Genomic DNA, 13,682 nt, shown 5'->3' on the forward strand with positions numbered 1-13,682 from the left:
CGGGCAACGCGGGGGCGACCAGCGCTTAGTGCGGCCGCTTGCGCTTCGGACGATCGGCCGAATCGCTGCCGCTGGCAGTCGAACCCGACTGTCCCGCCGTCGGATCGGTCGGCTGGGTTGAGGTCGTGGTGTCGGGCGTCATGGTCGATGCATCGGGCGTCGACGTGGTCGTCCCCGGTGTCATCGATCCCTGATCAGGGGTGGTCTGGCCGGGACGATGCTGCCCCGTCGTCTGGTCCGTCGTGGTCTGGCCGGGTGCTGTCTGCCCCGGAGTAGTCTGGCCCGGCGTGGTCTGGGCGAAAGCGGCAGGCGCTGCGACCAGCGCGGCCGCGGAAATAAGGATCTTGAGCGTCATATCGGCAGTCCTCTGCTGTTGAACACGCTCGACCTGAACGCGCCTGCACGGTTCGGGTTGAATCACTCCCAGCGGATTATCCCGCTGAGACAACAACTTGAGGGTAAAGCGAGCCTGGGGTCAGCCGACCTGAGCCCGATGCAGCAGCTTTTGGTCCGCAAGAACCAGCGCCACCATGGCTTCCACCACGGGTACCCCGCGAATGCCGACACAGGGGTCGTGCCGCCCCTTGGTGCGGATTTCACTCGCCTCGCCTTCGCGCGTCACTGTGTCCACCGGGATCAGGATCGAGCTGGTCGGCTTGAACGCCACGCGCATCCGGACCGGCTGGCCGGTGGCGATGCCGCCGGCAATGCCCCCCGCATGGTTGGCGAGGAACGCGACGCCGCCGTCATTGCCCGGCCGCATCGGATCGGCATTTTCCTCGCCGCGTAGCGCCGCGGCGGCAAAGCCGTCACCGATCTCGAAGCCCTTCACGGCGTTGATCGACATGCACGCCGCGGCCAGTTCGCTGTCGAGCTTGGCATAGAGCGGCGCCCCCCAGCCCGCCGGCACGCCGGTTGCCTCGCACGCCACCACGGCACCCAGCGAGGAGCCCGCCTTGCGCGCTTCGTCGACTATCGCTTCCCAACGCAACGCAGCGCCCGGGTCGGGGCAGAAAAAGGGATTGTTGCCGATCTCGCCGGCATCGAACTTGGCATAGTCGATCGCGTCGCCGCCGATCGCCTCGACCCAGGCAGTGATCGTCACTTCCGGGATTACCAGCCGCGCAACCGCGCCCGCCGCCACCCGCGCCGCCGTCTCGCGCGCCGAGGAGCGCCCGCCACCGCGATGATCGCGAAAGCCATATTTCTGGTCATAGGCATAATCGGCATGACCGGGGCGGTACGCCTTGGCGACGTCCGAATAGTCCTTCGACCGCTGATCGACATTGTCGATATGCAGCGCAATGGGCGTGCCGGTGGTGCGCCCCTCGAACACGCCGGAAAGGATGCGAACCTGATCGGGTTCCTGCCGCTGGGTGGTGAAGCGCGACTGGCCCGGCCGGCGGCGGTCGAGGAAGGGCTGAATGTCCGCCTCGCTCAGGCTCAGGCCCGGCGGGCAGCCATCGACCACGGCGCCCAGCGCCGGCCCATGGCTTTCGCCCCAGGTGGTGAAGCGGAATACGCGACCGAAGCTGTTGAACGACATCGGCCCTCCGCGCCGCTGGTTGGGAAAGCGGGCCGTTTCGCAGGTGTGGCGCCGCCCCGCAACCCTTGTGCTCAGTCGCGGAACTGCGGCGCGCGCTTCTGCATATTGGCCATCACCGCCTCGATCTGGTTTGGCGTCCGCAGCAAGCCCGCCTGCTCGACGCTTTCCGCCATCAGCACGGCGGCGGCGTCTCCTTCGTGATTGGCCAGCCGCTTGGCGGCGCGCACCGCCTCCGGATTGCGGCCAGCGATCGCTCGCGCCAGTGCCTGCGCCTCGGCCAGCGGATCGTCTGCCAGCCGCGTGATGAAGCCGAACGCCTGCGCTTCGGCAGCGCTGAATTCCCGCGCAGTATAGGCGAGTTCGCGCAGCAAATCGTCGCGCACCGTCCCGCGCCACAGCACGAAGCCGCCCATGTCGGGGACGATGCCCCATTTCAATTCCATTACCGACAAGCGCGTATCGGGTGCGGCGATCCGCACATCCGCGCCGCTGGCGATCTGAAGCCCCCCGCCGAACGCCACGCCGTGCACCGCAGCGATCACCGGCACCGGCAGCGTGCGCCAGCCCCAGGCAACCTGCTGAAAGCGATTGGCAAGGCCGTGGGTACGCACCGCCAGGTCGGCACCTTCGCCGGCATTGGCCATGCTCGCCATGTCGAGCCCGGCGCAAAAGGCGCGCCCCTCGCCCGACAGCACCACTGCGCGCAGCCCGGGCATCGCGGCCAGCGCGTCGATGGTGGCAATGATGCCATCAAACATCGCGGGATCAAGCGCATTCATCTTGTCCGGCCGGGCCAGCCGCACCTCGGCCACGCCGTCCGCCATTGTCCAGGTCACGCGCCCGCTCATCCGCATTCTCCTGTCGCGCGCCTCGCCGGGCACCGGTCCTGTCGGCGATAGTGCGGCGAAGTGTTTGCGCGGGCAAGGCGCCGCCGCTACCAACGGGCCATGGCATCCACCATCGGTCCCACACCCCCGCCACGCTTCGATCCGCAGAGGTTCTTCAAGCTGCACTTCGCCAACCATGGCAGCCGGCTGGGCGTAGGCTATCGCGACCATGGCGACGACTGGGCGGAACTCGAACTGCCATGGCATGCCGATCTGATGGGGCAGGCGGAAACCGGCTTGCTCGCCTCGGGCCCGATTCTGGCGCTGATGGACATGGCGACCAGCGTCGCCGTGTGGCTGAAACTCGGCACCTTCCGTCCACATGCAACGCTGGACCTGCGCATTGACTATCTGCGGCCGGCACGCACCGGCCAGACGGTGATCGGGCGCGGCGAATGCTATCGCCTTACCCGATCGATCGCGTTTGTAAGGGGGCAGGCGCATGACGGCGACCCCGCCGACCCGCTGGCGCATGTCGCGGGAACGTTCATGGCAGCGGAGGGCTATTGGTGAAACTGCCCCCTTATGCCGAGCTGCTGGGCCTGCACATCGAGCCGGGCGATGATGCGCCGGTGTTCGTCATGCCCTTTTCGGACGATGTGGTCGGGCGACCGGGCTTCCTCCACGGCGGCGCGATTGGTGGGCTGCTCGAAATGGCCGCGGTCGGCGCGCTGATCCGCGCACTGGAGGCCGATGGCGGCGCGCGCTTCAAGCCCGTGAATGTCACTGTCGATTACATGCGCGGCGGGCGGGAGAAGGAGACCCGCGCCCGCGGCATCGTCACCCGGCTGGGCAACCGCGTCGCCAATGTCAGCGCCATCGCCTGGCAGGACGAGGAGGACCGGCCGATTGCATCGGCGCGGATGAATTACCTGATCGTGCGATAGCGCGGATTCCCCTCCCGCTGGCGAGAGGGGAGCGCAATCAGGCGGTTTTCGTCCCTATTGCTTGGGGCTCAGCCGCATCAGCCAGCCGCCATCGCCACGCCCGCCGTCCTGGAGGACCCAAAGCGATCCATCCGGCCCCTGCGCTACATCGCGAATGCGCATGCCCATGTTCCATTGATCGGCCTTGCGGGCATCGGTGCCGCTGATCGCGACGCGGATCAGCGCCTGCCCCGACAAAGCGCCCATCAGCAGCGATCCCTTCCACTGCGGAAAATCATTGCCGGTGTAATAGATCAGCCCGGCCGGCGAGATCGACGGCACCCAATAAAGCTTGGGCATTTCATAGCCGTCCCCCGCTTTCGGCTTCGGGATGGGCACGCCGTTATAGTTCTCGCCGAACGAGACATTGGGCCAGCCGTAATTTTTGCCGGGCAGGATCAGGTTCAGCTCGTCGCCGCCCTGCGGTCCCATTTCATGCTCCCAGAGATTGCCCGCCGCATCGAAAGTGAGGCCATAGGGATTGCGATGGCCACTGCTCCAGGTCGAGGCTGGCGCCGGATTGGGCCCGTCAAAGGTGAAGCTGCGCGTCTTGGCTGTCTTGGCGGCCTCGGTATCGGCGGCGGGATCGATCACCTGGATCGTCTGCGCACCAGCCTTTCCGGCATCGGGATCGCCCGCGAACGGTTTGCCGTCGAGCGTGAGGTGCAGAATCTTGCCGAGCGCCTGGTTCGGATCCTGCGCCGGTGTAAAGCGCTGCCGCTCGCCCGAGGACAGGAACAGCGATTTGCCATCGGGCGCGAAGGCAATCACTGCACCGAACTGACCGCCCTGACCATCGGCACCGCTGCGGAACAGCACTTCGACATTGTCGAGCCGCGGCGCCATCGCCTTGCCGCGCGTCAGGCGGGCACGGGCCATCGCCAGCGCACTGCCGGTCGCGCGCGGTTCGGAATAGGTGAGATAGATCAGGTTGCTGCTGGCGAAATCCGGCGCCAGCGCAACATCCAGCAGGCCGCCCTGCCCGCCTGCGGCAACTTTGGGTACGCCGCTCACCGCCTGCGTCGTCTCGCCTGCCTGCCAAAGCTGCAACTGGCCTGCCTTTTCCGTCACCAGCGCAGCGCCATCGGGCAGAAAGGTGATGGCAAAGGGCGAATCGAAATCGGCAATGCGCGTGACAGTGAAGGGTAAACCTGCAGGGACCGGCGCCGGTGTACCGCTCGGCACCGCGATCGGCGAGGGGGCTGGGGTCGGGCTGCCGGCAGCCGGCTGCTGGGCGTTCGATCCGGGTGAGGAACAGGCCGTGGCGAAGGCCAGCGCGATCAGCATCGGCGAGCGGGGCATGGGCGAATCTCCGGCATGAGGGGCTCCGCCGAAACCACCCGGTTCGGCAAAGAGTTGCAACCGCCATTTGGCCGGGCTGCCGCAATTTCGGCTTTTCTTGTCATTTCTCCAGTCGCTTGCCACGCCCCCTTGCTCCCGCCGCTGGCTGCGCGTATATGGCAGGTGCTTTCTCGGACATCGTCAAACATGATCGAGGTCGGAGCCCCCGCGGTTCCGGCGCTGAAGCTGCTTGAATGCCATTGGAGAATCGCGTGGCGGAACTCGCCGAACTGACCCTGCAGATCGAAGCCGAAGCAAAGGCGCTTGGCTTTGCGCTGGTGCGCGTCAAGATGTTCGGCGGACAGAGCGATCCGACGCTGCAGGTGATGGCCGAGCGCCCCGACACGCGCCAGCTGACGATCGACGACTGCGCCGATCTGTCGCGCCGCATCTCCGACCTGCTCGACCGGCTGGAAGCCGAAGGCCGCGATCCGATCGATCATGCCTATCGGCTGGAAGTCAGCTCGCCGGGCATCGACCGGCCGCTGACCCGGCTGAGCGACTTTGCAGACTGGAAGGGGCATGAAGCCCGCATCACGCTCGCCGAAAAGCTGGACGGGCGCAAACAGTTCAAGGGCGATCTCGCGGGCATCGATGCAGAGGCTGCGAGCATCACGATCGTAACGCAGGACGGCACCGCGCATACGCTGCCGTTCGCGGCCATCGAGGATGCCAAGCTGACGATGACCGACCGCCTGATTGCCGCCACCGCGCCGCTCTCCGTCGAGGGCGCCGACAAGATTATCGAAGTAGAAGGATAAGCCCGAATGGCCACCGCCATTTCCGCCAACAAGGCAGAACTGCTTGCCATCGCCGATGCGGTCGCCCGCGAAAAGCTGATCGACAAGGCCATCGTGATCGAAGCGATGGAAGACGCGATCCAGCGCGCCGCCAAGAACCGCTATGGCGTCGAAAACGACATCCGCGCCAAGCTCGACCCGAACACCGGCGACCTGCGGTTGTGGCGCGTCGTCGAAGTGGTCGAGGCAGTCGACGACTATTTCAAGCAGGTCGACCTGAAGGGCGCGCAAAAGCTGCAGAAGGGCGCGAAGGTCGGCGACTTCATCGTCGATCCGCTGCCCCCGATCGAATTCGGCCGCATCCAGGCGCAGGCATCGAAGCAGATCATCTTCCAGAAGGTCCGCGACGCCGAGCGCGAGCGCCAGTTCGACGAATTCAAGGACCGCATGGGTGAGATCATCACCGGTGTCGTGAAGCGCGTCGAATTCGGCCATGTCGTCGTCGACCTCGGCCGCGCCGAAGGCGTGATCCGCCGCGACCAGCAGATCCCGCGCGAAGTGGTCCGTGTGGGCGATCGCGTCCGCTCGATCATCCTCAATGTCCGCCGCGAAAATCGCGGCCCTCAGATTTTCCTCAGCCGCGCGCATCCGGACTTCATGAAGAAGCTGTTCGCGCAGGAAGTGCCGGAAATCTACGACGGCATTATCGAAATCAAGGCCGCTGCCCGCGATCCGGGCAGCCGCGCCAAGATCGGCGTGATCAGCCATGACGGTTCGATCGACCCGGTCGGTGCCTGCGTCGGCATGAAGGGCAGCCGCGTGCAGGCCGTCGTGCAGGAAATGCAGGGCGAAAAGATCGACATCATCCCCTGGTCGCCGGACACCGCGACCTTCGTCGTCAACGCGCTGCAGCCGGCCAATGTCAGCCGCGTCGTGATCGACGAGGAAGAAGACCGCATCGAAGTCGTCGTCCCCGACGATCAGCTCAGCCTGGCGATCGGCCGTCGCGGCCAGAATGTCCGCCTCGCCAGCCAGCTGACCGGCAAGGCGATCGACATCCTCACCGAGGCGGATGCGAGCGAGAAGCGCCAGAAGGAATTCGTCGAGCGTTCGGAAATGTTCCAGAACGAACTCGATGTCGACGAGACGCTGGCGCAGTTGCTGGTCGCCGAAGGTTTCGGGGCGCTGGAAGAAGTCGCCTATGTCGAGCTCGACGAGCTGGCAGCGATCGAGGGCTTCGACGAAGACCTGGCGCAGGAACTGCAGAACCGTGCGCAGGAAGCGCTGGAGCGCCGCGAGGAAGCCAATCGCGAGGAACGTCGCGCGCTGGGCGTGTCGGACGAACTGACCACCATGCCGTATCTGACCGAAGCGATGCTGGTCACGCTTGGCAAGGCGGGCATCAAGACGCTCGACGACCTGGCCGATCTGGCGACCGACGAGCTGGTCGAGAAGAAGCGCTCGGAACCGCGTCGCCGCGGCGACGACACCCCGCGCAAGGAAGCCAAGGGCGGCATCCTGGCCGAATATGGCCTGAGCGACGAACAGGGCAACGAGATCATCATGGCGGCTCGCGCCCATTGGTTCGCCGATGAAGAACCCGCGCAAGCGGGCGAGGAGGACGCAATTGCGGACTCCGAACAATGATACGCGCCGACTGACATCGTCATTTGCCATCGCCCCTGCCGGTAACGGGAGGGGCCGATGAGCGACGCAGTTCGCACCTGCATCCTGTCGCGGGAAGAAGCGCCGCGCAACGGGCTGATCCGGCTTGTCCTGTCGCCCGAGGGTGAAGTGCTGCCCGACATTCGCGCCAAGGCCCCCGGTCGCGGCGCGTGGATTTCCGTCGACAAGGCAGAGCTGACGGCATCGCGCGACAAGGGGCGGCTGCGCGCCGCGCTGTCGCGCAGCCTGCGCACCGGCGACATCCGCATTCCCAACGATCTGGAAGATCGGATCGCCACCCAGCTGGAGCGCGCCGCGCTCGACCGGCTGGGGCTGGAGGCGAAGGCCGGCCATGTCGTGATCGGCGCCGAGCGGATCGAAAAGGCCGCCCGCAGCGGCCGGCTCCACCTGCTGCTCCACGCCGCCGATGCGGGCGAGGATGGCAGCCGCCGGCTGGCCCAGGCATGGCGCGTGGGATCGGATCGCGAAGGTTCTGCACTCAAGGGCTTAACATTGCCCTTGTCACGTACCATATTGTCCTTGGCGCTTGGCCGCGAAAATGTGGTACATGCTGGCCTGACCGACGCCCGGGCGGCGCAGCGGACGAGCGAAGCGCTCAACCGCTGGCTGAATTTTATCGGACTCGAGACTGCTCCTGTGCCTTGCGAAACAGCCTCGCAAGGCGCATCGGCATTTCCGTCCGGCGTGCCATTGAACGACGTACACTTTGAGGAACTTGAGTAGCCGCATGAGCGACACCGAAAACGACAAGCCGAAACTGGGCATGCGCGCGCCGCTGGGACTGAAGCGCACGGTCGAGACGGGCAAGGTGAAGCAAAGCTTCAGCCATGGCCGTTCCAACACCGTGGTCGTGGAAGTGAAGCGCCGCCGTGTTCTCGGCCCACAGGGTGCGCCGCAGGAAGAAGCGACGCCGGCCCCCGCGCCTGCGCCCGCCCCTGCTGCTCCGGCTGCTCGCGCCTCGCAAGCGGGGCCGCGTCCGGCGGCACCCGCGCCGCGCCCGGCGATGGACAATCTGTCCCCGCAGGAACGCCAGGCCAAGCTGCTGCGCGAGGCGGAAGAACAGCGCATGCAGGCACTGGAGGAAGCGCGCCGTCGTGAAGAGCGCGAGCGTGCCGAGGCCGCCGAGGAAGAGCGCCGTCGCGCCGAAGAGCGTGCCCGTGCCGAAGCGGAAACCGCCCAGCCGGTCGAGGCAGCACCCGCGCCCCAGCCGGAACCCGCGCCCGAACCGGCAGCCGCACCTGCTCCGACTGCGGAAGCGGCGCCCGCGCCGGCCTCCGCCGCAGAGCGGGCTCCCGCAGCCGCGAAGCCCGCGCCCAAGGCGCCGCCCGCGCCGCCGCGTCCGATCACACTGCAGCTCGACGCCGGCCTGCCGGCGCCGCGTCGCTTCACGCCCGTGCAGCGCCCGGAGATTCCGAAGCCCGCACCCAAGCCCGAACCCGAAGCTGCGCAGCCCCAGGCCGCTGCACCGCAGGCTGCCCGTCCGGCGGGCACACCTGCCGGTGCCGCACGGCCCGCAGCCGCCGGCGCCGCACGCCCGGCCTCGCCCGGCACCCCGGCACGCCGCCCGGGTGCCGAACCAGCCAAGCCGCAGCGCGACCGCAAGGGCGATGACCGTCGCCAGTCGGGCAAGCTGACCGTCACCCGCGCTTTGGGCGGCGACGATGGTGCGCGTGCCCGCTCGCTCGCCGCGCTGAAGCGCGCCCGCGAGAAGGAGCATCGCCGTGCGTTCGGCGGCCAGTCGCAGTCGCGCGAGAAGCAGGTTCGCGATGTGGTCGTCCCCGAGGCGATCACCGTGCAGGAACTCGCCAACCGTATGGCCGAAAAGGGCGCCGACCTCGTGAAGGCCCTGTTCAAGATGGGCATGATGGTCACCGTCAACCAGACGATCGACCAGGACACCGCCGAACTGCTCGTCACCGAATTCGGCCATAACGTGCAGCGCGTCAGCGAAAGCGACATCGACCTGCAGATCGATACGTCCGAAGATCCGGTCGATCAGCTGCTGCCGCGGCCCCCGGTCGTGACGATCATGGGCCATGTCGACCACGGCAAGACCTCGCTGCTCGACGCCCTGCGCGGCACCGATGTGGTGCGCGGCGAAGCCGGCGGCATCACCCAGCATATCGGTGCCTATCAGGTGACGCTGAAGGACAAGTCGCGGATTACCTTCCTCGACACGCCAGGCCATGAAGCCTTCACCGAAATGCGCGCGCGCGGCGCGGATGTCACGGACATCGTCGTGCTGGTGGTGGCGGCGAATGACGGGCTGATGCCGCAGACGATCGAGGCGATCAACCACACCAAGGCGGCCGGCGTGCCGATGATCGTGGCGATCAACAAGGTCGATCTGGACAGCGCCAATCCGCAAAAGGTCCGCGAACGCCTGCTTGAACATGAGGTGATCGTCGAACAGATGGGCGGCGAGGTGCAGGACGTCGAAGTTTCGGCCTTGAAGAAGACCGGCCTCGACGAACTGGTCGAGAAGATCCAGCTTCAGGCCGAACTGCTTGAACTGCGCGCCAACCCCGATCGCCCCGCCGAAGGCACGGTGGTCGAGGCCAAGCTCGACAAGGGCCGCGGACCGGTTGCGACGATCCTCGTCAATCGCGGCACGCTGCGCGTCGGCGACGTGTTCGTCGTGGGTGCCGAGAGCGGCAAGGTCCGGGCGATGATCGACGACAAGGGTCGCCAGATCAAGGAAGCCGGGCCGGCCATGCCGGTCGAGGTGCTCGGTCTCTCGGGCGTTCCGATGGCGGGCGATCCGCTGCAAGTGGTCGAAAGCGAAGCACGTGCCCGCGAGGTCGCCGAATATCGCCAGGGCGTGCTGCTCCAGAAGCGCACGACCCAGGCGCCGGCCAGCCTCGAGAGCATGTTCTCCGCGCTCAAGGAAAAGCAGGCGATCGAATATCCGCTGGTCGTCAAGGCCGACACGCAGGGTACGGTCGAGGCGATCGTGGGGGCGCTCAACAAGATCTCGACCGACGAGATCAAGGTGCGCATCCTCCATTCGGGCGTCGGCGGCATCACCGAAAGCGACGTGACGCTGGCCGGTGCCAGCGGCGCGCCGATCATCGGCTTCAACGTCCGTCCCAATGCCAAGGCGCGCGAAATCGCCGATCGCAACAAGGTGGCGCTGAAATATTACGACGTCATCTACGACCTGACGGACGAGATCCGCGCCGGTATGGCCGGCGAGCTGGGTCCGGAAGCCTTCGAAACGGTCGTCGGCCGCGCCGAGATCAAGGAAGTCTTCTCAGCGGGCAAGCACGGCAAGGCGGCCGGTCTGCTGGTCGTGGACGGCTTCATTCGCAAGGCGCTCAAGGCGCGCATCACGCGCAACGACGTCATCATCTACCAGGGCGAAATCAATTCGCTGCGCCGGTTCAAGGATGATGTCGCAGAAGTTCGCGCCGGCCTGGAATGCGGTGTGACGTTCACCCAGAATTTCACCGACATCAAGCCGGGCGATTATCTGGAAACCTTCGAAGTCGAGCTGCGCGAACGTACGCTGTAGTAGGGCGGGGCGCCAATGTACCCTTTTTGTTCCTTGGCGCCCTGGCCTGTGATACGCTTCCCTTTCGGGTGCCCCTGCGGCCGAATGGGAGGTGGTTCATGTGCCAATAGAAGTAGTTGCAGGTCTGGTTCTGGGTTTCGCGACATTCATCGTCGCGTTGCTCGGGCTAGTGGCTAAGCTCATCGAGTTGAGTCGCAGGTAACCCAGTGCGGGCTCCCGGTGCTGGAACGCTGGGAGCCCAAAATGATTTGAGCCCGGGCGCTGGAACACCCGGGCTCAGAAGGTGACGTCTTGCCAACAGCCACAGTTGCAGTGTCTCTCACATAGCGAAAACCGGTCAGAATCACAAGATGCGCCACAACGAAACCGAAGAGACCCGCTCCGTCCGCGTGCTGCGCGTCGGCGAGCAGGTGCGCCATATCCTCAGCGACATTCTCCAGCGCGGTGACGTGCATGACGAGGTGCTGGCGAGCCACATGGTTTCGATCACCGAAGTGCGCATGTCCCCGGACCTGCGCCACGCGACCGTGTTCGTGAAGCCGCTGCTCGGCAAGGACGAGGAAGCGGTGCTGAAGGCGCTGCGCACCAACACCGCCTTTCTCCAGCGCGAAGTCGCGCATCGGGTGAAGATGAAATATGCCGCGAAGCTGAAGTTTCTGTCGGACGACAGCTTCGACGAAGGCAGCCATATCGACAAGCTGCTCCGCGCGCCGAACGTCGCACGCGATCTCGGCGAGGGCAGCGATTGACACCGATGTCGGTAAGACACATCTTACCAGCATGAATGCCACCACGACTCTCTCGGCAAAGGGCCAGGTTGTGATCCCGAAAGAAGTTCGGGACGCGCTTGGCTTCCTGCCCGGTCAGCAGTTGGAGGTCGTGCGCAGCGGCGCTTCGATCGTGTTGCGGCCCATTGCGACCAAATCGGGCCGCTCATTCGACGAGATTGCCAGCGCCATTCGCGCGAAGCTGCAATATGATGGGCCTGCGCTCAGCATCGACGATATGAACGACGCAATTGGAGAAGCTGCCGCCCGCGCCGCAGCCGCGCGGGACAATCGTGCGCGCGGTTGATACGAACGTCCTCGCGCGCTTTCTGATTGGCGACGATCCGCTCCAGTCCGCGATCGCAACCGAGGTACTGCGCGGTGATGTCTATATATCGAACAGCGTGCTCCTCGAACTCGAATGGCTTTTGCGGTCGCGCTATCGCCAACCCATAGACGCGGTTGCGCAGGCCTTGCGCGACCTGATCGACCTCCCGACTGTCCAGGTTGAGGACGCTGGTGCGCTCGTCTGGGCACTGGATCGGTTTTCGCAAGGCGCAGACCTTACGGACATGCTCCATTTGCTGGCCGCAGGCCCAGCCAGCATGTTCGCGACTTTCGATCGGGCGATCGAGCGCGCCGCCGGTCCGAACCCACCCGTTTCGATCGAGACGCTCGCCTGATGGCCAAGCTCTATTTCTACTATGCCTCGATGAACGCAGGGAAATCGACCACGCTGCTCCAGGCCGATTTCAACTATCGCGAACGTGGAATGCGCACGCTGTTGTTCACCGCCGGCGCCCACGATCGCGGCGGGCATGGCGTGATCGACTCCCGCCTGGGCATCCATGCCGATGCGATTCCCTTCGAGGCGGATAGCGATCTACGCGCAGCTATCCAGGATGCGCATTTCGCCGCGCCGCTCGCCTGCGTGCTGGTCGATGAGGCGCAGTTTCTGTCGGCGCAGCAGGTTCGCCAATTGGCGGCAGTGGCCGACGAGGACGAAATTCCCGTGCTCTGCTACGGGCTGCGCACCGATTTCCGCGGCGTGCTGTTCGAAGGCAGTGCAGAACTTCTCGCGCTCGCTGACTCGCTCGTCGAGATCAAATCAGTCTGCGAGTGCGGCCGCAAGGCGACAATGAACCTGCGCGTCGATGCCGAAGGGCGGGCGGTGCGCGAAGGCGAGCAGCGCGAGATCGGCGGCAACGACCGCTATGTCGCACTCTGCCGCCGCCATTTCACCGAACGACGCGGCGCGATCGGCTGAACGGTTGCGTTCCGCACCGACCGGCGTAAGCCACGCGCGATGCATGGCTGGATCATTCTCGACAAACCATTGGGGCTCGGCTCGACGCAGGGCGTGAGCGCAGTGAAACGCGCGCTACGCGAGGGCGGCTATGGCAAGGCGAAGGTCGGCCATGGCGGCACGCTCGATCCGCTCGCGTCGGGCGTACTGCCGATCGCGCTAGGCGAGGCGACCAAGCTCGCCGGGCGGATGCTCGACAGCGACAAGGTGTACGACTTCACCATTCAGCTCGGGGTGGAGACGGACACGCTGGATGCCGAGGGGAAGGTGGTGGCCGAATCCACGATGCGGCCTACCTACGCCCAGCTCGCTGCAATGCTGCCGCGCTTCACCGGCCCGATCGAACAGGTGCCGCCGGCCTATTCGGCGCTGAAGGTGGATGGCGAGCGGGCCTATGACCTTGCCCGCGCCGGGGAAGCGGTGGTGCTGAAGAGCCGGGCGGTAACGATTCACAGGCTGGAGGTAGTAGCGGCGCCAGAGATCGGTCACCCTCACCCTTCCGCGGCCTCGCCGCTCCCTCCCTCTCGCGATGAGAGAGGGAAGGGTGAGGGCGACGAGTATATCCAGCACATCACCCTGCGCGCCCATGTCTCCAAGGGCACCTATATCCGCAGCCTTGCCCGCGACATCGCGATTGCGCTGGGCAGCGTCGGCCACGTCACCTATCTGCGCCGGATCAAGGCCGGGCCGTTCACGCTCGATCAGGCGATTTCGCTGGACTTTCTTGCCCGTGCCGCTAAGGAGCGGCGCCTTGAAGACATTCTCCTGCCGTTGAGGGCGGGGCTGGACGACATCCCGGCTCTATCCCTCTCCCCCGATCAGGCAGGGCTGCTCCGTCAGGGACAGGTCTTGGTCGGGATTGCCGCAGACGATGGCCTCCATTTCGCGCTTTCGGGAGAAACCCCGGTCGCGCTGGTAGAGGCAGAGGCCGGATGCATCCGGGTCGTTCGCGGGTTCAACCTGTAGCAT

At 65.8% G+C, this 13,682-nt stretch carries 15 protein-coding genes; 11 read left to right on the forward strand and 4 right to left on the reverse strand.

Features of this window, described 5'->3' with window-relative positions:
• Positions 1–25 precede the first annotated feature (25 nt).
• The 3 genes from ACT53M_RS08700 to ACT53M_RS08710 form a co-directional block, all read right to left on the reverse strand.
• A complete protein-coding gene (locus tag ACT53M_RS08700) occupies positions 26–355 on the reverse strand; it encodes a hypothetical protein (RefSeq protein WP_476232751.1) in 330 nt (109 codons plus the stop codon).
• A 120-nt stretch (positions 356–475) separates the two neighbouring features.
• Positions 476–1,546 carry a chorismate synthase gene (gene aroC, locus ACT53M_RS08705; protein WP_476232753.1) on the reverse strand — a complete coding sequence of 357 codons (1,071 nt, stop codon included), beginning with the start codon at positions 1,544–1,546 and terminating at the stop codon, positions 476–478.
• 71 nt (positions 1,547–1,617) lie between these two features.
• Positions 1,618–2,394 (reverse strand): crotonase/enoyl-CoA hydratase family protein, encoded by a 777-nt coding sequence (locus tag ACT53M_RS08710; RefSeq protein ID WP_476232754.1) that lies wholly within the window; start codon positions 2,392–2,394, stop codon positions 1,618–1,620.
• Positions 2,395–2,493: 99 nt separating this feature from the next.
• Here ACT53M_RS08710 and ACT53M_RS08715 point away from each other — a divergent pair, with 99 nt between their 5' ends.
• Positions 2,494–2,946, forward strand: coding sequence for a PaaI family thioesterase (locus ACT53M_RS08715; protein WP_476232756.1), 453 nt, complete (start codon positions 2,494–2,496; stop codon positions 2,944–2,946).
• Positions 2,943–3,320: a PaaI family thioesterase gene (locus ACT53M_RS08720; protein WP_476232757.1), complete on the forward strand. Its 378-nt coding sequence runs from the start codon at positions 2,943–2,945 to the stop codon at positions 3,318–3,320. The genes ACT53M_RS08715 and ACT53M_RS08720 overlap by 4 nt, the downstream gene beginning before the upstream one ends.
• 54 nt (positions 3,321–3,374) lie before the next feature.
• On the opposite strand, the gene ACT53M_RS08725 is transcribed toward ACT53M_RS08720, so the two are convergent.
• Complete coding sequence (locus ACT53M_RS08725; RefSeq protein WP_476232758.1) at positions 3,375–4,661, reverse strand: PQQ-dependent sugar dehydrogenase; 1,287 nt, start codon at positions 4,659–4,661, stop codon at positions 3,375–3,377.
• Between the two features lie 251 nt (positions 4,662–4,912).
• Between ACT53M_RS08725 and rimP the strand changes: the two genes are divergently transcribed.
• The 9 genes from rimP (at position 4,913) to truB (ending at position 13,679) form a co-directional block, all read left to right on the forward strand.
• Positions 4,913–5,461, forward strand: a complete 549-nt coding sequence (gene rimP / locus ACT53M_RS08730) for a ribosome maturation protein RimP (RefSeq protein ID WP_476232759.1) — start codon at positions 4,913–4,915, stop codon at positions 5,459–5,461.
• Between the two features lie 6 nt (positions 5,462–5,467).
• The gene (gene nusA / locus ACT53M_RS08735; RefSeq protein WP_476228440.1) at positions 5,468–7,087 is read left to right on the forward strand and encodes a transcription termination factor NusA; all 1,620 of its coding nucleotides are present in this window, start codon (positions 5,468–5,470) and stop codon (positions 7,085–7,087) included.
• Between the two features lie 57 nt (positions 7,088–7,144).
• Complete coding sequence (locus ACT53M_RS08740) at positions 7,145–7,849, forward strand: DUF448 domain-containing protein (RefSeq protein ID WP_476232760.1); 705 nt, start codon at positions 7,145–7,147, stop codon at positions 7,847–7,849.
• 4 nt (positions 7,850–7,853) lie between these two features.
• Complete coding sequence (infB, locus tag ACT53M_RS08745) at positions 7,854–10,640, forward strand: translation initiation factor IF-2 (protein WP_476232761.1); 2,787 nt, start codon at positions 7,854–7,856, stop codon at positions 10,638–10,640.
• Between the two features lie 350 nt (positions 10,641–10,990).
• Positions 10,991–11,389, forward strand: coding sequence for a 30S ribosome-binding factor RbfA (rbfA, locus tag ACT53M_RS08750; protein ID WP_476232762.1), 399 nt, complete (start codon positions 10,991–10,993; stop codon positions 11,387–11,389).
• A gap of 31 nt (positions 11,390–11,420) precedes the next feature.
• Positions 11,421–11,714 carry an AbrB/MazE/SpoVT family DNA-binding domain-containing protein gene (locus ACT53M_RS08755; RefSeq protein ID WP_476232763.1) on the forward strand — a complete coding sequence of 98 codons (294 nt, stop codon included), beginning with the start codon at positions 11,421–11,423 and terminating at the stop codon, positions 11,712–11,714.
• On the forward strand, positions 11,701–12,090 hold the full coding sequence (locus ACT53M_RS08760; protein WP_476232765.1) for a type II toxin-antitoxin system VapC family toxin: 390 nt from the start codon (positions 11,701–11,703) through the stop codon (positions 12,088–12,090). The genes ACT53M_RS08755 and ACT53M_RS08760 overlap by 14 nt, the downstream gene beginning before the upstream one ends.
• A complete protein-coding gene (locus ACT53M_RS08765; RefSeq protein WP_476232767.1) occupies positions 12,090–12,674 on the forward strand; it encodes a thymidine kinase in 585 nt (194 codons plus the stop codon). The genes ACT53M_RS08760 and ACT53M_RS08765 overlap by 1 nt, the downstream gene beginning before the upstream one ends.
• A gap of 39 nt (positions 12,675–12,713) precedes the next feature.
• Positions 12,714–13,679, forward strand: a complete 966-nt coding sequence (truB, locus tag ACT53M_RS08770) for a tRNA pseudouridine(55) synthase TruB (protein WP_476232768.1) — start codon at positions 12,714–12,716, stop codon at positions 13,677–13,679.
• Positions 13,680–13,682 lie beyond the last annotated feature (3 nt).

This window comes from Sphingomonas sp. DMC6, assembly GCF_056314225.1.